Annotated in this window: 13 protein-coding genes; 12 read left to right on the plus strand and 1 reads right to left on the minus strand. The window is 71.9% G+C overall.

Translation table 11 applies throughout. The annotated features are described in order from the left end of the window. Positions 1 to 71: 71 nt before the first annotated feature. The 10 genes from MMA15_RS17690 to MMA15_RS17740 all read left to right on the plus strand — a co-directional run bounded on the left by MMA15_RS17690 (position 72) and on the right by MMA15_RS17740 (position 14,798). Complete coding sequence (locus MMA15_RS17690) at positions 72 to 1,208, plus strand: ATP-binding protein (RefSeq protein WP_372498263.1); 1,137 nt, start codon at positions 72 to 74, stop codon at positions 1,206 to 1,208. Beyond that, entirely contained in the window at positions 1,205 to 4,132 is a 2,928-nt protein-coding gene (locus MMA15_RS17695) for a DUF5682 family protein (RefSeq protein WP_241060943.1), read from the plus strand. Before MMA15_RS17690 ends, MMA15_RS17695 begins: the two co-directional genes overlap by 4 nt. Beyond that, complete coding sequence (locus MMA15_RS17700) at positions 4,129 to 5,565, plus strand: vWA domain-containing protein (protein WP_241060945.1); 1,437 nt, start codon at positions 4,129 to 4,131, stop codon at positions 5,563 to 5,565. Before MMA15_RS17695 ends, MMA15_RS17700 begins: the two co-directional genes overlap by 4 nt. A 326-nt stretch (positions 5,566 to 5,891) precedes the next feature. Further along, a complete protein-coding gene (locus MMA15_RS17705) occupies positions 5,892 to 6,854 on the plus strand; it encodes a hypothetical protein (protein ID WP_241060947.1) in 963 nt (320 codons plus the stop codon). Positions 6,855 to 7,126: 272 nt separating this feature from the next. Further along, positions 7,127 to 8,452, plus strand: a complete 1,326-nt coding sequence (locus tag MMA15_RS17710; RefSeq protein ID WP_241060949.1) for a hypothetical protein — start codon at positions 7,127 to 7,129, stop codon at positions 8,450 to 8,452. Positions 8,453 to 8,639: 187 nt separating this feature from the next. Continuing rightward, the gene (locus MMA15_RS17715; protein ID WP_241060951.1) at positions 8,640 to 9,227 is read left to right on the plus strand and encodes a hypothetical protein; all 588 of its coding nucleotides are present in this window, start codon (positions 8,640 to 8,642) and stop codon (positions 9,225 to 9,227) included. 636 nt (positions 9,228 to 9,863) lie between these two features. Beyond that, a complete protein-coding gene (gene sucC / locus MMA15_RS17720) occupies positions 9,864 to 11,036 on the plus strand; it encodes an ADP-forming succinate--CoA ligase subunit beta (protein WP_241060952.1) in 1,173 nt (390 codons plus the stop codon). 38 nt (positions 11,037 to 11,074) lie between these two features. After that, a complete protein-coding gene (sucD, locus tag MMA15_RS17725) occupies positions 11,075 to 11,959 on the plus strand; it encodes a succinate--CoA ligase subunit alpha (RefSeq protein ID WP_241060954.1) in 885 nt (294 codons plus the stop codon). A gap of 258 nt (positions 11,960 to 12,217) precedes the next feature. Next, positions 12,218 to 12,568 carry a hypothetical protein gene (locus MMA15_RS17730; protein ID WP_241060956.1) on the plus strand — a complete coding sequence of 117 codons (351 nt, stop codon included), beginning with the start codon at positions 12,218 to 12,220 and terminating at the stop codon, positions 12,566 to 12,568. 676 nt (positions 12,569 to 13,244) lie between these two features. After that, a complete protein-coding gene (locus MMA15_RS17740) occupies positions 13,245 to 14,798 on the plus strand; it encodes a cell division protein PerM (RefSeq protein WP_241060957.1) in 1,554 nt (517 codons plus the stop codon). Positions 14,799 to 14,959: 161 nt separating this feature from the next. On the opposite strand, the gene MMA15_RS17745 is transcribed toward MMA15_RS17740, so the two are convergent. Further along, positions 14,960 to 16,000, minus strand: a complete 1,041-nt coding sequence (locus MMA15_RS17745; RefSeq protein ID WP_241060959.1) for a hypothetical protein — start codon at positions 15,998 to 16,000, stop codon at positions 14,960 to 14,962. Between the two features lie 326 nt (positions 16,001 to 16,326). Here MMA15_RS17745 and purN point away from each other — a divergent pair, with 326 nt between their 5' ends. Continuing rightward, positions 16,327 to 16,992, plus strand: coding sequence for a phosphoribosylglycinamide formyltransferase (purN, locus tag MMA15_RS17750; protein WP_241060960.1), 666 nt, complete (start codon positions 16,327 to 16,329; stop codon positions 16,990 to 16,992). After that, a complete protein-coding gene (gene purH / locus MMA15_RS17755; protein ID WP_241060962.1) occupies positions 16,985 to 18,706 on the plus strand; it encodes a bifunctional phosphoribosylaminoimidazolecarboxamide formyltransferase/IMP cyclohydrolase in 1,722 nt (573 codons plus the stop codon). Before purN ends, purH begins: the two co-directional genes overlap by 8 nt. Positions 18,707 to 18,759: the final 53 nt, after the last annotated feature.

The following is an 18,759-nucleotide window of genomic DNA, read 5'->3' on the forward strand; positions in this document are numbered from 1 at the left end:
AGCGCAGGTCAGGGCGGGTACAGAGGTGATTGTCAGTGGCGGGGTGCACGCTTGGCGGCACATCGGCAGTCATGTGTGGAGGGGGACCTGTGACCATCGATTCCCGCGCCGGAGACACCGCGCAGCACGCGGCGCTGCGGCCCCATGCCGAGGACGCCTTCGCTGACGAACTGCGGGCGCTGGCCGCGGCGGACGACAGGCCGCGCCCCGAGCGCTGGCGGCTCTCGCCCTGGGCGGTCTCCATGTATCTGCTCGGCGGAGTGCTGCCCGGCGGAGGCACGGTGATCACGCCCAAGTACGTCGGGCCGCGCAGGCTCGTCGAAGTGGCCGTCAGCACCCTGGCGACGGACCGCGCGCTGCTGCTCCTCGGCGTCCCCGGCACAGCCAAGACCTGGGTCTCGGAGCATCTCGCGGCGGCCGTGAGCGGCGATTCGACGCTGCTCGTGCAAGGCACCGCGGGCACCGCGGAGGAGGCGGTGCGCTACGGCTGGAACTACGCGCAGCTACTCGCCGAGGGGCCCAGCCGCGCCGCCCTCGTACCGAGCCCCGTGCTGCGAGCGATGGCGGAGGGCAGGACGGCGCGCGTCGAGGAGCTGACGCGCATCCCGGCGGACGTACAGGACAGCCTGATCACCGTGCTGTCGGAGAAGACGCTGCCGATACCGGAGCTGGGCGAGGAGGTCCAGGCAGTGCGGGGCTTCAACCTCATCGCGACGGCCAACGACCGTGACCGCGGGGTGAACGAGCTGTCGAGCGCGCTGCGCCGCCGGTTCAACACGGTGGTGCTCCCGCTGCCCGAGACGGCCGAGGCGGAGGTCGACATCGTCGCCCGCCGTGTCGATCAGCTCGGCCGCTCCCTCGACCTGCCCGCCGCGGCGGACGGTACGGCGGAGATCCGGCGCGTGGTGACGGTCTTCCGCGAGCTGCGCGACGGCGTCACCGCCGACGGGCGTACGAGGATCAAGTCGCCCTCGGGGACGCTCTCCACGGCGGAGGCGATCTCGGTCGTCATGGGCGGCATGGCGCTGGCGGCCCACTTCGGCGACGGCGTGCTGAGGGCCGGTGACGTGGCCGCGGGCGTGCTCGGCGCGGTGGTGCGCGACCCGTCGTCCGACCGTGTGGTGTGGCAGGAGTACCTGGAGGCGGTCGTGCGTGAGCGTGACGGCTGGAAGGACTTCTACCGCGCCTGCCGTGAGGTCTCGGCATGACGGCTGCACAGGCCCGCGCTCCCGGGCACGGCGCGCCGGGGCGCGATGCTCCCGGGCCTGCCGCCTCCGAACTCCCCGACGCGCCGCTGCTGTTGGGCGTGCGGCATCACGGCCCCGGGTCGGCGCGTGCCGTGCGGGCGGCGCTGGAGGCCCGTCGCCCGAGGGTGCTGCTCGTAGAGGGGCCGCCGGAGGCGGACGGAGTCGTCGAGTTCGCGGGCGACGAAGCCATGCGTCCACCGGTGGCTCTCGTCGCACATGCTCCGGACGAGCCGGGCAGGGCCGCGTTCTGGCCGTTCGCGGCGTTCTCGCCTGAGTGGGTCGCGATCAAGTGGGCGCTGGAGCAGGGAGTCCCGGTCCGCTTCATCGACCTCCCCGCAGCGAACAGCCTTGCCGCACGTACGAGTGAGGACTCACGCACAGGCGAAAACGACGAGCGGGACGTCGACGGGCGGGGGGCCGACGGCAGGGGGACTGACGGGCAAGAACCTGACGGACGAGGGGGCGATGGACAAAGCGGCGACAGCGAACGAACCCCCGGGGAAGGGGAGTTCGCCACCGCGTACGGCGACGAGCGGAGCGGCCCCCCGGCGGCCGATCCCGTGCGCGTCGATCCGCTCGCGGTCCTCGCCGAGACGGCCGGTTACGACGACGCCGAACGCTGGTGGGAGGACGTAGTCGAGCATCGTGGAGCGCGCACGGGCTCCGATCCGTACGCGCCGTTCGCCGTGCTGGGCGAGGCGATGGCCGCCCTGCGGGAGGAGCACGGCGAGGCGGAGGGCACCCGTCCCGCGGGCGACGCCGGTGACCGCCGCGACGAGGTCCGCGAGGCCCATATGCGTCTGCGACTGCGCGATGCGGTAAGGGAGTTCGGCGCGGGCGGAGTCGCCGTCGTCTGCGGTGCGTGGCACGTTCCGGCACTCACCGCGAAGACGAGGGTCGCCGACGACAGAAGGCTGCTCAAGGGCCTGCCGAAGGTGAAGGCGGAGATCACCTGGGTGCCGTGGACCCATCGCAGACTCGCACGCCACAGCGGCTACGGCGCGGGCATCACCTCTCCCGGCTGGTACGGGCATCTTTTCGAATCGCCCGACCGCGTCGTCGAACGCTGGATGACGAAGGTGGCCCGGCTGCTGCGCGACGAGGACCGCGGGGTGTCGTCGGCACACGTCATCGAGGCCGTGCGTCTGGCCGACGCGCTGGCCGTCATGCGGGGCAGGCCGCTCGCAGGGCTGACCGAGACCCTCGACGCGGTGAGGGCCGTGATGTGTGACGGTTCCGACGTGCCGCTCGTCCTGATACGGGACAGGCTCGTCGTCGGCGACGTGCTGGGCGAGGTCCCGGAGGCGGCGCCCGCGGTCCCGCTCCAGCGGGATCTGGCCAGGCAGCAGCGCACCTTGAGGCTCAAACCCCAGGCCGGTGAACGGGAGTTGGACCTCGACCTGCGCAAGGAGACGGACTCCGCCCGCAGCCGTCTGCTGCACCGGCTGCGCCTGCTGGGCATCGGCTGGGGGACGCCCGTGCACTCCCGTACGGGCAGCACCGGCACGTTCCGCGAGAGCTGGCGGCTGATGTGGGAGCCGGAGCTGTCGGTTCGTACGGCCGAGGCGGGGGTGTGGGGCACGACCGTCGAATCGGCGGCGACGGCCAAGGCCGTGTCGCAGGCCCAAGAGGCCGTCGAGCTGACGGAGGTGACCGCCCTCGCCGAGCAGTGCCTGCTCGCGGAGCTGCCGGACGCTCTGACGGTCGTCATGCGCGCGCTGGCGGACCGTGCCGCCCTGGACTCCGACGTCGGGCGGCTCGCAAGTGCCCTTCCGGCGCTGGTGCGTTCGGTGCGGTACGGCAATGTGCGCGGCACCGACTCGGCGGCGCTCACTGAGGTCGCGTACGGGCTGGCGGAGCGGGTCTGCGTGGGGCTGCCACCCGCGTGCGCGGGCCTCGACGCGGACGGCGCCGCACGGATGCGTGACCATGTCGACGCCGTGCATCGCAGCGTGGCGCTGCTGTCGCAGTCGTCCGGTGCGATGGAGGCGGACGCAACGGACCCTGACGCGGCGCACGTTGACACGGACGAGGCCGATGCAACGGAGCTTGCTGCGCGGGACGTTGCTGCACTGGGCGTAGCGGCACCGGGCGTTGCTGCTGGGGAGGCCGATGGAGCCGAGTCCTCCGGCCGGTCCGCCTCTGCCGAGTCGCCTCGGCCGCACCGGCCACACCGGCCCAGCGGCATCCGGTCACGCTGGCGTGCGGTGCTGGGCAGGCTCGCCTCACGCGACCGCATACCGGGCCTGATCCGCGGCCGTTGCGTCCGACTGCTGCTGGACGACGCCCAGTTGACGCACTCGCAGGCCGCACGGCTGATGGGGCTGGCGCTCTCGCCGGGCACGGCTCCGTCGGAGGCGGCGGCATGGATCGAAGGGTTCCTCGCGGGCGGCGGCCTGCTGCTCGTACACGATGAACGGCTTCTCGGCCTGGTGGACGGCTGGCTGGCGTCCGTACCGGGGGAGTCCTTCACGGACGTACTGCCGCTGCTGCGCAGGACGTTCGCGGAGTTCGAGCCGGGAGTGAGGCGCACCGTCGGCGAACTCGTGCGGCGCGGCTGCCACTTCACGGCGGCGGACATGGGAGTGGGGCAAGGGGGGCCGACGGGCGCTTCCGGCCTGGCACCGGGGTTTCCGCTACGGCGGATACGGCCGGGGCTCGAAGGCTTCGGTCAGGGGCTGGACGTGGCCCGCGCGGGCGGCGTCATGCCGACGCTGCGGCTGCTGCTCGGGCAGCCGCAGCCCGAAGGCGGCGGGCCTGCGGAGGCCAGATCGGCACAAGTACCGGCCGGAGCAGGGGACTTCGAGACGGCGACGACCCACGCGACCCACGCCGGGCGTGAGCAAGCCGGACCGGAGACGCACGATAAGGAGGCGGCCGTATGACCTGGCCCAACGGCACACCCGGAACGCCGAACGGCACGCCCGGAACCGGAATCACGGGTGCACCCGGGACCCCCGGCGGGCCCGGCGCGATTTCGGCGATAAGGCCGCAGACGCCCTCACAGCCCCGGAACGCCCAGGACGGCCCCGTCGACATCACGAGTGCCGACATCTCGCCTGTCGACTTCACGCGTGCCGACATCACGCGTCCTGAGTCCAGTCCCGCCGAGCCGACCCCCGCCGGGGAGCGGCTGCGTCGTTGGCGTCTGGTGCTCGGAGGGGCGGACGGTTCGGACGGCACCGGCTGCCGACTGGGCGGCACGGACGCCGCGATGGACCGTACGCTCCAGGCGCTCTACGGCGGCGGCCCGTCGCACGGCCCCGGCGCGGGCTCCGGCTCCGGCTCCGGATCAGGCTCCGGCAGGGGGCGGGCCGGCCGTGGCGAGCGTGCCGGTGGCCTGGGCGCCTCCGCGCCCCAAGTGGCGCGCTGGCTGGGCGACATCAGGACGTACTTCCCGAGTTCCGTGGTGCAGGTGATGCAGCGCGACGCCATCGAGCGACTCGACCTCTCCGCCCTGCTGCTGGAACCGGAGATGCTGGACGCCGTGGAGCCGGACGTGCATCTCGTGGGCACGCTGCTCTCGTTGAAGGCCGCCATGCCCGAGACCAGCAAGGAGACGGCCCGCATGGTGGTCCGCAAGGTCGTCGCGGAGCTGGAGAAGCGGCTCGCGGCCCGCACCCGCTCCGCCCTCACCGGCGCGCTCGACCGCTCCGCGAGGGTGCACCGGCCCCGGCACCGCGACATCGACTGGGACCGTACGATCCGGGCAAACCTCAAGAACTATCTGCCCGAGCACGACACCGTCGTCCCCGAACGCCTCATAGGCCATGGGCGAGCGGCGCGTGGAGTGCGCAAGGACGTCATACTCTGCATCGACCAGTCGGGATCGATGGCGCCGTCCGTGGTGCACGCCTCGGTCTTCGGCGCCGTGCTCGCCTCGATGCGTTCGCTGAACACGCGGCTCGTCGTCTTCGACACCAGCGTCGTCGACCTCACCGAGGAACTCGACGATCCGGTGGATGTGCTCTTCGGCACCAGCCTCGGCGGCGGCACGGACATCAACAGGGCGCTGGCGTACTGCCAGTCGCAGATAAGCCGCCCCTCGGAGACGATCGTGGTCCTCATCAGCGACCTCTACGAGGGCGGCATACGTGACGAGATGCTCAAGCGCGTGGCTCAAATGAAGGCGGCGGGCGTGCAGTTCGTGGCCCTGCTCGCGCTGTCGGACGAGGGGGCGCCCGCGTACGACCGTAGTCACGCCAGTGCGCTCGCGGCCCTGGGCGCCCCCGCGTTCGCCTGTACGCCAGACCACTTTCCCGAAGTGATGGCGGCGGCCATAGAAAAGCGACCGCTTCCCGTTCCGGACCAGGGGTGAGATGCGATTCGGGCGCGTTCTCGGAGGTGAAGCGCGCGCTTTCGGGGGATGAGGAACAGGAATGACTAATTCCTGTTCCGGTGCCCGCCATGGCTTCGTTCCCGGATTCGTGGCCCGGTCGTTCTCGGACTCGTCCCCGGAAATCGAAACGGACTTGAGCCTCCGTGGCTGTGAGGTGAACAAGTTGTGAGGGCGGTTGCGGCCGGAACATGCAGCCGTGCAAGGATCTCTCTCGTCCGGAACGCACGGGCTCCCGGCGCGCATTCACGTCTTCGCCGCTTGTGCAGCCTGCGTCCGCATTCTCCGACCACCTGGAAGGTTCTGCGTTGTCAGCAGCCTCGATGCCTGCCGTCGTGCGTTCGCCGCACTCAGCGGCTGCGCGCAGGGCACTGCTGACGCTGCTCTTCCTCGGCGGCTTCCTCGCGCTCGCGGTCGCCTTCGGCGGCAGTGCGAACGCCGTCTCCGACGCGGGGCACGAGGCACGGCAGGCCGGCGGCGAGGCCTCCGGACTGCTGAAGTCCGAGAAGGCGTCGGGAAAAGCGTCCGGTAAGAAGTCGGGCGAGACCCGCGACCGGGCGGAGCAGGCAGCGGCCGAGGCCGAGGCCGGGGCGAAGGGCAAGGCGAAGTCACAGGCCAAGACGGGTAAGTCGCTCACCGGGACCGAACTCGCCGAGCGGCAGCCGCAGGACGCACATCCGGCCGCCCGACGTGCGACCTCGCAGGTGCTGGGGCCCTTTGTGGACGGCGTGGACAGCGCCGGGCAGATCACCCGCCCGGTCGGCGAAGCCGTACAGGACGTCGCGGACTCGACCGGACCGCCCGGCGGCCTGGGGCTCGGCGGACTCGGCGGCATCGGCGGCGACACCCCGGGCGAGGGCGGTCACCAGAGCCACGACGGTACGGGCGACGACTCGTGCGGCGCGGTCACCCACGGCACGGGCGACCGTCTCAACACCCCGGACCCACAGGGGAGTCGGGGCCTGGCCCCAGGGGCCTTCCTCTCGGCCGGCGCCGCCCATGCGAACGCCGAGGACGGCCTTACGGACGGAACCGGCGAAGGAGCCCCGGACGGTCGGCTCCCGTTCGGTGACACGCCCGCCGTACCGTCCCCCAGCACGTCGCCGCAGTACACGGCCGACGGTCAGAGCCAGCGCGGCGGCCCGCTCCAGTTCGCCGCCGTCGTCGACTGCGAAGAGCACCTGGTGCCGCCGCGATCCGGCGCAGTGAGCGCCGCGGACGGTACTCCGACGCGTGAGCGCGCCGGCGACGTCCTCGAATTCCCCGGCTAGGGCGGACTTCCACACCGCGCCACGCGCGACAAACCCGCGAAGAGCGTCAACTGCGCCGTCGGCGACGCCGGTTCGCGCGTCGCGACGTGTGCGCACGACCTGCCACGCGGGGGTGGACAGGTCCGCCCTGGCCCGGCGTCCCGGATCTACGGCAAGCCCACGCGGCGAACCGTGCGACATCCGGGGCCCCGCGCCGCCAGATCTTCAGGATCGCCAGATCTCCAGGGATCTTCCGGATCGGAGATCCCCTCAATTCGAAGGACTTCCGCATCATGCGCAAGAACATCCGACGCTCACTCATGGTCGCCGCTGCCGCATCCGGCATCTGGGCCCTGAGCACCGCCGGCGCCTCCGCGGCCGAGCTTCCCGTGTCCACCGGCACCGGGACGACCGGCACGGTCGACGCCGTCGACGACGCGGTCGAGGAAGTGGAGCGGGCCGCGCACAACGCCGACGGCACCGCGGTCGGCACCGTGGGCAGTGCGAAGGAGACCGTGACGAGGACCCCGGGGACCGTCGAGGACGTCGTCAGCGGCGTCGCCGGCAAGCTGCCCACCAAGGGCATCCCCGAGAACGGTCTGCCCACCAACACCCTGCCGACGAACGGCCTGCCGACCGGTTCGTTGCCGTCCGGTTCGCTGCCGTCCGGTGCGGCGCACGATGTGACCGGCCCGCTGCACGGCACGGACGCGCCGGGCGCCGTCGAGGGCGCCCGGACCGCCGTTCAGCACGCGTCCCACCACGCCGGGCAGGCGAACAAGGCCGTCAAGGAGGCCCGTAAGGACCTGCGTTCGGCCACTGCGGGTCTGCCCGCCGAGGCCGCGCTCCCGGATCTCTCCGCCGTTCCCGGCGAGGTGACCCGTCATCTGCCTCCCCACACGCTGCCCGCCGTGTCCGTTCCGGGCGCGCCCGTCGTCCCGGGCCTGCCGGAGCCCGGCGTACCGGCGGTGCCCTCCGCAACGGGGGTCCCCTCCGTGCCCGGGGTCGGCTCCGTACCGGCAACCGGTGAGATCGCCGACGGCCTGGCCGCCGCCGGTCTGCGCACCGGACGGCTCACCGCCGCGCTTGACGGCGGCAACGCACAGGACACCGTCGGCGAGGTCCGCCGGGCCGTGTCCACCGCCCACCCGATCCTCGACGGTGCGAGCGGCGCGGTGCTGCCGCCGGTGGCCCGTGGCCGTGCCCTCCACGTGCGTCCCGCCGCCTACCAGGCAGCCACCGACGTCGCCGTGACCGCCGACCACGCCTCCGCAGCGACCGCTCCGTTCGCGGAGGCCGCATACGTCCGCTCGCAGGCCCTCGCCGACGAGGCGACCGGCGGCGAGGCCGGCGATGTGACCCGTGGCGTGGGCGACTTCGGCCGCGGTGTCGCCTCCGACGCCGTGCCCTACGCGCACACCACGGGCACCGGTCTGCACGCGGACGCTCAGGAGACCGCCTCGCACGCCGTCACCAATGTGACGGCCACCGTGGCGGCCCCGCCACGGCAGGACCTGACCGACGCCGCCAACTTCCCCGGGATGCCCGCGACCTCACAGTTCTCGGTCGTGCCGGGGGTTACGTCCGTGCCCGCGACTTCGTCCGTGCCCGGACTCTGAGCGCCCGTACACGGACTCTGAGCGTCCGTACGGCCGTACGCACGCCGTACCCGACGCCGCACTGAACGAAAAGCGCTGAGCACGGGGCCGCGGGGTGGCCCATGAAGGGGGGAAGGGCCACCCCGCATCTCCACCCATCGCTCATCGCTTCACCACCACACGACATCGGAATGAGGCAACCATGCACATGAGCAGGAGCGTTCGCCGCGGGGGCATCGTCGCGGCGGCAGCTTGCGGGCTACTGGCGCTGAGCGCCGGCAGCGCGTCGGCGGCCCAGCCGCCGAAGGCCACGGCGGCCAGAGGCACCGCCTTCGACGTGACGCACGTGACGGATGTGGAGCACGTGACGAGCGACGTGACGGCGGACGCTACGGACGCGGCGAAGTCGGGGCACGCCGCTGCCGAGCGCACACTCGACGACGCCGGAGCGGCGGCACCCCGGTCCGTGGAGCGCCGCCTGACGCGGAGCCTCACGGACGTTTCGAGGAAGGCGCAGCAGACCGGGCCCGACGTACGAGACGGTGCAGGGAAGGCGAGCAGGAATGTCACACAGGAGGCCGGTGAGGCCGTGTCCGAGGCGTCTTCGGCTTCCACGGATACGTACTTGGGCGCTCTGTCCCGCATCCCGGCTCAGGCGGCCCCATCGTCCGCGCCGGGGTTGCCGGAAGACCTTGTGATCGAGATACCCGAGGTCGTACCGGGCGTGCCGAGCATCGGCATCATTCCCCTCTCCCTGCCGGCCCTGCCCGTCACTCCGGGCATCCCGTCCCTGTGACGTAACCGCGGCTGCGACCTGTGGCTGTGGCTGTGGCCGTACGGGCACGGCAACGGCACGGGCACCGGCGCCCGCCCGCATACGGGTCCGCCCGCGCACGTATACGGGAAGAATGTGGACGCGATGAGTCCTCGTCGGCAACGCACGAAGCACGGCGCGATGCGACGAGGACTCACGCGGTCCGCGCGGAAACTCTCGGTACCCCGGAACGCACGCGCACAACGGTCCCGTATCCGCTCGTCGTCAAGTGGCCCCGCACGCGGCCGTACTGCTCCGAACCGTCCCCAAGTCCCTTCGTGCGGGCGGCCGTTCGCGTCCGTACAGGGAGAAGCAGGAGAGACCCGGGAACCGGATCGAGGCCGGGCGGGAGGCCGTTCACGGGAACTCCCAGGCCCCGGCCCCGCCGTGTGCGGGCGGCCCGCCGAAGCGTAGATTCCGTCCGCACGACATGTACGTGCCGCTGTGACCGTTGTCACCGCGAAGGTGTGAGCTGGAATTTATGCACCGCTCACGTGCAGGGCTAACCTGCAAGGCGGACATGCCGCGCCTCGTCGTGACGCCGCGGCCACGCGGCACGCCCATGATCACGCTGACACGCTGACAACCGCGAACCACTGATTAAGGGGACGTACGCGCGTGGACCTGTTCGAGTACCAGGCGAGGGACCTCTTCGCCAAGCATGACGTACCGGTACTGGCCGGCGAAGTCATCGATACGCCCGAGGCGGCGCGCGAGGTGACCGAGCGACTCGGCGGTCGCGCGGTCGTCAAGGCGCAGGTGAAGACCGGCGGCCGGGGCAAGGCCGGCGGTGTGAAGCTCGCCGCCGACCCCGCGGAAGCCGTCGAGAAGGCCAGGGCCATCCTCGGCATGGACATCAAGGGCCACACGGTCCAGAAGGTCATGCTGGCTGAGACCGCGGACATCGCGGAGGAGTACTACGTCTCCTTCCTGCTTGACCGCACCAACCGCACCTTCCTCGCCATGGCCTCCGTCGAGGGCGGCGTCGAGATCGAGGAGGTCGCCGCGACGAAGCCCGAGGCCCTCGCGAAGATCCCCGTCGACGCCATCGAGGGCGTCACGGACACCAAGGCGCGAGAGATCGCGGAGGCCGCGAAGTTCCCGGCCGAGCTGATCGACCAGGTCGCCGAGGTGCTGAAGAAGCTGTGGGACGTCTTCGTGCGTGAGGACGCGCTGCTCGTCGAGGTCAACCCGCTCGTGAAGACGGGCGAGGGCAAGGTCATCGCCCTGGACGGCAAGGTCTCGCTGGACGCCAACGCCGAGTTCCGGCAGCCGGACCACGCGGCGCTGGAGGACAAGGCCGCGGCCGACCCGCTGGAGGCCGCCGCCAAGGCGAAGGACCTCAACTACGTCAAGCTCGACGGTCAGGTCGGGATCATCGGCAACGGCGCTGGTCTGGTCATGTCGACGCTCGACGTCGTGGCGTACGCGGGCGAGGCGCACGACAACGTCAAGCCGGCCAACTTCCTCGACATCGGCGGCGGCGCCTCCGCCGAAGTCATGGCGAACGGCCTGGAGATCATCCTCGGCGACCCCGACGTGAAGTCGGTCTTCGTCAACGTCTTCGGCGGCATCACCGCCTGCGACGCGGTCGCCAACGGCATCGTCCAGGCCCTCGAACTGCTCAAGAGCAAGGGCGAGGACGTCAGCAAGCCGCTGGTCGTACGCCTCGACGGCAACAACGCCGAGCTGGGCCGCAAGATCCTCACGGATGCGGACCACCCGCTCGTGCAGCAGGTGGACACCATGGACGGTGCGGCCGACCGCGCTGCCGAGCTGGCCGCGAAGTAAGCGGACGAGACCGAGATCTGCGAGGACATCGACACACCATGGCTATCTTCCTCAACAAGGAGAGCAAGGTCATCGTCCAGGGGATGACCGGCTCCGAGGGCCAGAAGCACACCAAGCGCATGCTGGCCTCGGGCACCAACATCGTCGGCGGCGTCAACCCGCGCAAGGCGGGCACGAACGTCGACTTCGAAGGGACCGAAGTACCGGTATTCGGCGGCGTGAAGGAGGCCGTCGACGCCACCGGCGCCGACACCACCGTCATCTTCGTACCGCCGAAGTTCGCCAAGGACGCCGTCGTCGAGGCCGTCGACGCCGGGATCGGCCTGGCCGTCGTCATCACCGAGGGCATCGCCGTGCACGACACGGCCTACTTCTGGGACTACGCCTCCCAGAAGGGCAACAAGACCCGCATCGTCGGGCCCAACTGCCCCGGTCTGATCACCCCCGGCCAGTCCAACGCGGGCATCATCCCGGCCGACATCACCAAGCCGGGCCGCATCGGGCTGGTCTCCAAGTCGGGCACTCTGACCTACCAGATGATGTACGAACTGCGGGACATCGGCTTCTCGACCTGCGTCGGCATCGGCGGCGACCCCGTCATCGGCACCACGCACATCGACGCGCTCAAGGCTTTCGAGGCCGACCCCGACACCGATCTGATCGTGATGATCGGGGAGATCGGCGGTGACGCCGAGGAGCGTGCCGCGGACTTCATCAAGGAGCACGTCTCCAAGCCGGTCGTCGGCTACGTCGCGGGCTTCACCGCCCCCGAGGGCAAGACGATGGGCCACGCGGGAGCCATCGTCTCCGGTTCGTCGGGCACCGCCCAGGCGAAGAAGGAGGCCCTGGAGGCCGCGAACGTGAAGGTCGGCAAGACCCCTTCGGAGACGGCACGGCTGGCGCGCGAACTGCTGGTCGGCTGAGGCGAGTCGGAGTCCGCCGCGAGCGGCGAGCCCGGCCAGGCCCCTTGCGGGAGCCGGGAGTTGCCGGGTCTTCTCGCGTGCTGTTCCACGAGCGGGCCCGTTCCCTGTCGGCAGAGGCAGGGAACGGACCCGTCGGCTTGCGCGGGGGGCGCCGCGCCGCCGGGTCGTGCGCCCCCTGGGTGTACGGGCGTTCCGGTTCGCAGGGCGGTTCCGGTTCGTGGGGCGTTCCGGGTTCGTACGGCGGTCACGGACCGGAGGGTGAGCGGTGCCGCGGCCGTCGTCGGCCGCAGACGGCCCGGCTGGCGGTCCGGTGCGAGCGTCGCGGAGGGACTCTCGTGGCCAGGCAGCGGTGGCGGCGCGTTCCGCTCCCGCTCCGAGGCGACGAAGGCGAAGGCCGCAGCGGTCAGGGCCCCGACGAGCCCCAGCGACGCGGCCGTCGCACAACGGGTGCGCACCTCGCTGCTGACGCGCGCACGCCGTGCCGACGGCGGCTTCACCGGCTGCGGCGCCGCCAACGGCCCCATCAGCAGCGCCGTTTCCCGCGGCAGCTCCCTCACAGGTACGTCACGCAGCGTGGGCACACTCGCGGCCAGCGCCTCGCGAGCGTGACGCAGGCGGCCCGAGGTCGCAGCGCTGCCCGCCTCCAACTCCGCCGCCGTATCGCCGAGTCGGAGCCCGAGCCCGTCGTGCAGCAGAAGCGCCGCGCGGTAGGTGCGCGGCAGCATCAGGAACGCTTCGAGCAACGGCCGGTCGCCGGGCGGTACATGACGCAGGGCCCGCTCGCGGCGCACAGACCGTACGAGCCGGAAGTCGTGCCAGGGAGCGAGCGCATGACGGTGCGCCACCGCACGCACCCACTCGCCCGGGTCGGGATCGGCGGCCACCTGAGGCCAGCGGCGCCATGCGAGCCGGAAGGCGTGGGCGACGGCACGGCGGGCGAGCCCGGTGCTGCCGCACAGAAGAAAGGTCTGCCGTAGGAGAGCGGGCGCGTGCTGCTCGTGGAGCATGTCGAAGGCGCCGGCGGCGGTCACGGGGATGCGGGGAGAGGAGTCTGCGGTCGTCTGCTCTCGCCGTTCGGTCCGTCCGGTCCGTCCGGTCCGTCCGGTCCGTCCGGTCCGTTCGGTCCTGTCGTCCCGGTCGGTCCGTTCGTGCCGGTCGCCGCTCATGTCCGGGGCCAGCGGTCGCGTGTGCTTTGTCGTACAAGGTGCATGCGGACATATTGGGCGACACATCGACGACTGGCGCGTTACCCGGACAGAACGTGTGTTGTTGACAGCATGTCGACGTGAGTCAAGTGACGCAGCGCAGCGCGACGTTGTCCCCCTACGGCCGGAGCACGGAACCGGACCTGCCGCCGAAAGCCGCCTGGTTCTTCGAGGGCGTGCTGGCCGCCGGCCTCGGGCTCGGGTCGCTCGCCGTCCTCGTGCTTCTGCTGTGGATCATCTCGCCCTACCCGGAGAGCGGCGCGGGCGGAGCCCTGCACATCGCCGCCGATCTCTGGCTCCTGGGCCACGGCAGCAGCCTCGTACGCACCGACACGCTCTCCGGCGTCCCCGCCCCGATCGCGCTGACGCCGCTGCTGCTGGCGATCCCACCGGTGTGGCTGCTGTACCGCGCATGTGTGCAGGCACTGGCCCACGGCGGAGAGCCGAGCGGTGACGAGGACCCGAAGAGCGAGACAGGCAGCGCCCCGGCGGACGGTGCCGGCCGGGAGCCGATGGGGCCGCTGACGCCGCTCGTCTTCGTGGCGGGGGGCTATCTGCTGACCGGCGCCGTCACCGTGCTGTTCGCCTCCGGCGGGCCTGTACGGGCGGACGCGCTCAGCGCGTTGGTGCGGCTGCCGCTGTTCGTACTGTGCGTCGTCGCGGCGACGCTGTGGCCGCTCGGCGGCGACGTCCCACCCGAGCCGGGGCGGCAGCCGGGGACGGAAGCAGCGGACGCGAGTGTCAACTCCCATGACGGCTCGGCCGGTTCGGCCCGCGCGGCAGGCTCGGCGCCCGAGGCGGCGGCGGCGCGACGGCGCCTCTCCTCGCTCGTTCCGTACGACGCACGGCTCCTCGCACGGCGGCTGCCCCGGCTGCGCACCGTGCTCACGGCGACGGCCGTGCTCTTCGGCGGCGGCCTCCTCATCACGCTCGGCGCGCTGCTGTGGCACGTCGACGATGTGCGGGCGGCCTTCCCGAGACTCGCGGGGGACTCCTGGACGGGACAGTTCGCGGTGCTGCTGCTCGTCGTGGCGCTGCTGCCGAACGCCGCCGTGTGGGCGGCAGCGTATGTACTCGGGCCGGGCTTCGCCCTCGGCGGGGGCTCCTCTGCGGGACTGCTGGTGGACGGCGACGCCACAGGGCTGCCGCCGTTCCCGCTGCTGGAGGCGCTGCCCGCGCAGGCAGGCGGCCATGGCTTCCTGACGTCACTCGCGGCGGGTACGGTGCCGCTCGCGGCAGCGGCCACCGTCGGCTGGTACGTGGCACACGCCGCCGTACCGGAGCCGGGCCGAGCACCCGGCGCGGCGAGCCGACAGGGCACGGTCTGGGTCGTAGCCCTCGTGGCGTGCGAGATCGGAGCGGGCGTCGCGGCACTCGCGGCGCTCTCAGGCGGTGCGCTCGGCACGGAGGCCATGGCCTTCCTGGGGCCCAACTGGTGGCTGACCGGCGGGGCGGCGTGTGCTTGGACGCTGCTGGTCGGTGCTCCGGTAGCGCTGGCGGTGCGGTCTTGGCGGCTACGGGGGCGCGGACCCGACGACGACTGGCACCAGACGCTCGCACGGCGCGCCCGCTGGGCGGAGCTGAAGACGGCCTCCGGCGGGCTGATGCCGGACTTCGAACCCCGCCGCGACTGACGTACGCGCTGCGGCACGCGCAGGTAAGCGTCGGGAGGCGCCCCGCCGCGAGCCCAACGCCCGTACCGCATCGATGAGTTGGAGCGGTACGGGGGCTGTGCGCTGAAGCCGGGCCGCGTGCCCGGCGGAGCAGGTGCGCGCGACCGCGCCCCCGTGTGACCTCAGTGCACCCGGAAGTCCCCGGGCCCCTGGAGGCCGTGCGCTCCCTGGAGTCCTCCCACTCCCTGAAGCCCGCTCGCGGACGACGACCGGTTCTCCAGCAGCGGCCGCAGTTCCTTCGGCAGCAGATCCTTGCAGTCCTCACGCGAGGACTGCGTCAGCGCGTCCTCCGTACATGTGAAGTACTCGCTGTAGACCTGCTGGAAGGTGAAGGTCGCCGCGACGATCGCCAGCGCGAGCGTCGCCGTGATCAGACCGCTGATCGCCGCCGTCGTACGGGACTTGGCCGCCTGCGCGGGAGTGACCGCGACCGGGATCTGCGACACCGTCCTCGGCGGCTCCTCCGCGGCCGCACTGCCCGGAGTCGTACGGTCCGTGCCCGCCACGTCCTCCGCTGTCGCGCCCGCCCCCGAGCGGCCACGGCGGCCCGTGGACTTGCCCGAACTCCCCGCCCCGGACGAGGACTTGCCCGCCCGCAGCGCGCTGATCCCCCAGTACACGGACAGGGCGCCCAGGAGCAGTGCGACCTCGGGAAGGCTGAAAAGGGAGAAGAACAGCGCCCAGACGCCGGTGTGGAGGGAGTAGCGCGCATGCCGCTGCGGGGGGTCCGTGGGGTCCCAGCGCATGCCGCGGCCCAGCCCGCCGGCCGGTCCGGCGCCACGGCCGCCGGGTCCGTCGCCATCGCCGTCTCCGCCTTCCGGGCCTCCGCCCGGGGAGTCGCCTCCGAAGCCGCCGCTCTGACGGCCCGGCTGCTGGCTGCTCCACCGGCTGCCCCACGAGGAGCGGTCCCGGCCCTTGTCACGGTCCCGGTCCTGGCCGGTGCCACGCCCGTCGCCTCCCGGGCCCGCACCGGTGTCAGTGCCCGTGCCGGTCTGTCGTCCCTTCCCGGAGCCGTCGTCGCCGTTCGTACCGTTCCGTGCGCCCGATGAGCGGCGCGGCTGCCAAGGCTGGTCCGGCTGCCCCTCCGGTGGTGCCGCGAAGGGGTTCTCCTCGCGCGAGGCGTCGTCCGATGGGGCCGCACGGCGGCGGCGTCGGTCGGTCATGTGGAGTGTGTCTTCCCCTTGCCCTGTCGTCCCTCGTACTGCCTGCACGGGCCGTGGTGCCGTCGTGCGTCCTGCCGTGCGGCGGCGGCCCTCCGGCGCCGGATGCGCCCGTGCCATGACGGGCACGTGCCTCTGACGCTACCTGGCACATGCGCCCCCGTCCCGAGGGGGCCGCGTCATGGGCCGGTATGGTTGCCGACGGTCGGACGCTTCGTAGAGTTCCCCGGAATTCACCGCTCCATGAGTTCGTACGACCACACAATCCGCTGCTCCCCGCATCCGGCACCCCACCGTGCCGGAGGAAACCCGTGAGAGAGAGCCTCGCCGTGGCTGCGCACCAGAGCCCGAGCCGCACCGGACGCGAACCCGCCCGTCTCGTCGTACTCGTCTCCGGCTCCGGTACGAATCTTCAGGCGCTGCTCGACGCCATCGACGCGGAGGGACCGGAGGCGTACGGCGCCCGCATCGTGGCCGTAGGCGCGGACCGCCACGGGATCGAGGGCCTGGAGCGTGCCGAGCGCGCGGGAATCCCCACCTTCGTCTGCCGGGTCCGTGACCACGCCACCCGTGACGAGTGGGACGAGGCGCTGACCGAGGCGACCGCGGCGTACGAGCCCGACCTGGTGATCTCCGCGGGCTTCATGAAGATCGTGGGCAAGGAGTTCCTCGCCCGCTTCGGAGGGCGGGTGGTCAACACCCATCCCGCGCTCCTTCCCAGTTTCCCGGGCACTCACGGCGTACGCGACGCGCTCGCGTACGGCGCGAAGGTGACCGGGTGCACCGTCCACTTCGTCGACGACGGTGTCGACACGGGACCGATCATCGCGCAGGGCGCGGTGGAGGTCCTGGACGAGGACGACGCCGACGGAGGCGCCGCTCTGCACGAGCGGATCAAAGAGGTCGAGCGACGGCTGCTCGTCGATGTCGTGGGACGAATCGCCCGCGACGGCTATCGCATCGAGGGACGAAAGGTACGGCTGCGGGATGGGTGAGGGTGGCATGCGCCAGAGCCAGAACGAGGACCGCAACGAGGACGCCGACGACAACCAGGCACGGGGCCGGGCACGGGAGCAGGCGGGAGACCGTGGCCGGGACGTGGAGTCGAGGCTTCCTCTCCGGCGGGCGCTGATCAGCGTCTACGACAAGACGGGGCTGGAGGAGCTGGCGCGGGGCCTGCACGAGGCAGGGGTGAGTCTGGTCTCCACCGGTTCGACGGCCCGGCGGATCGCCGCCGCCGGAGTGCCGGTCACGGCTGTCGAGGAGCTGACGGGCTTCCCCGAGTGCCTCGACGGACGGGTCAAGACCCTGCATCCGCGTGTGCACGCGGGCATCCTCGCCGACCGCCGACTGCCCGCACACCGCGAGCAGTTGGAGGAGCTGGACGTCGAGCCGTTCGACCTCGTCGTGGTCAACCTCTACCCCTTCCGCGAGACCGTCGCCTCCGGAGCCGCCCCGGACGAGTGCGTCGAACAGATCGACATCGGGGGCCCGTCGATGGTGCGCGCGGCGGCCAAGAACCATCCGTCGGTCGCGGTCGTCGTCAACCCCGGGCGCTACGCGGACGTGCTGGCCGCCGCCGGCGGCGAGGGCTTCGCGCTGGCCGAGCGCAAGCGGCTCGCGGCCGAAGCGTTTCAGCACACGGCGGCCTACGACGTGGCCGTGGCCTCCTGGTTCGCCGACGGCTACGCACCCGACGAGGCCGGGGACGCGGCCGCCACGGACGCGGGGGAGGCGACGGACGCCGCCAAGGGGAACCGGCTCCCCGCCTTCGCCGGTGCGGCCCTCACCCGCAGGGGCGTGCTGCGTTACGGCGAGAACCCGCACCAGCCGGCGGCGCTCTACACCGACGGCAGCGGCACGGGCCTGCCCGGCGCCGAGCAGTTGCACGGCAAGGAGATGTCGTACAACAACTACGTCGACACCGAGGCCGCGCGCCGGGCCGCCTACGAGCACGGCGAGCTGCCCTGCGTAGCCATCATCAAGCACGCCAACCCCTGCGGTATCGCCGTCGGTTCGGACGTGGCGGAGGCACACCGCAAGGCGCACGCCTGCGACCCGCTCTCCGCCTTCGGCGGCGTGATCGCCGTCAACAGGTCGGTGTCGGTCGCCATGGCCGAGCAGGTCGCGGACATCTTCACCGAGGTGATCGTGGCGCCCGCGTACCAGGAGGGCGCCGTCGAGGTGCTCGCCCGCAAGAAGAACATCCGGGTGCTGCGCTGCGCCGAAGCGCCTTCCGCGGCACTGGAGTTCAGGCCGATCGAGGGCGGTGCGCTGCTCCAGGTCAAGGACCGCCTACAGGCGCCGGGCGACGACCCGGCCGAGTGGACCCTGGCCACGGGCGAACCGCTCTCCCCTTCGGGTCTCGACGAACTCACCTTCGCCTGGCGCTCCTGCCGCGCGGTGAAGTCCAACGCGATCCTGCTGGCCAGGGACGGCGCCACCGTGGGCGTGGGCATGGGCCAGGTCAACCGCGTGGACGCGGCGAAGCTCGCGGTGCAGCGCGCGGGCGAGGAACGCGCACGCGGGTCCTACGCCGCATCCGACGCCTTCTTCCCCTTCCCCGACGGGCTGGAGGTGCTGACCCGCGCGGGCGTCAAGGCCGTTGCGCAGCCCGGCGGTTCGGTACGTGACGAGGCGGTCGTGGAGGCGGCGAAGGCGGCGGGCGTGACGATGTACCTTACCGGTACGAGGCACTTCTTCCACTGAGGTCCACCCAGTCGCGTGCGGGCAGCGGGGCACTGCGCCCGCACGCGACTCGA

This window comes from Streptomyces marispadix, assembly GCF_022524345.1.
Lineage (GTDB): Bacteria > Actinomycetota > Actinomycetes > Streptomycetales > Streptomycetaceae > Streptomyces > Streptomyces marispadix.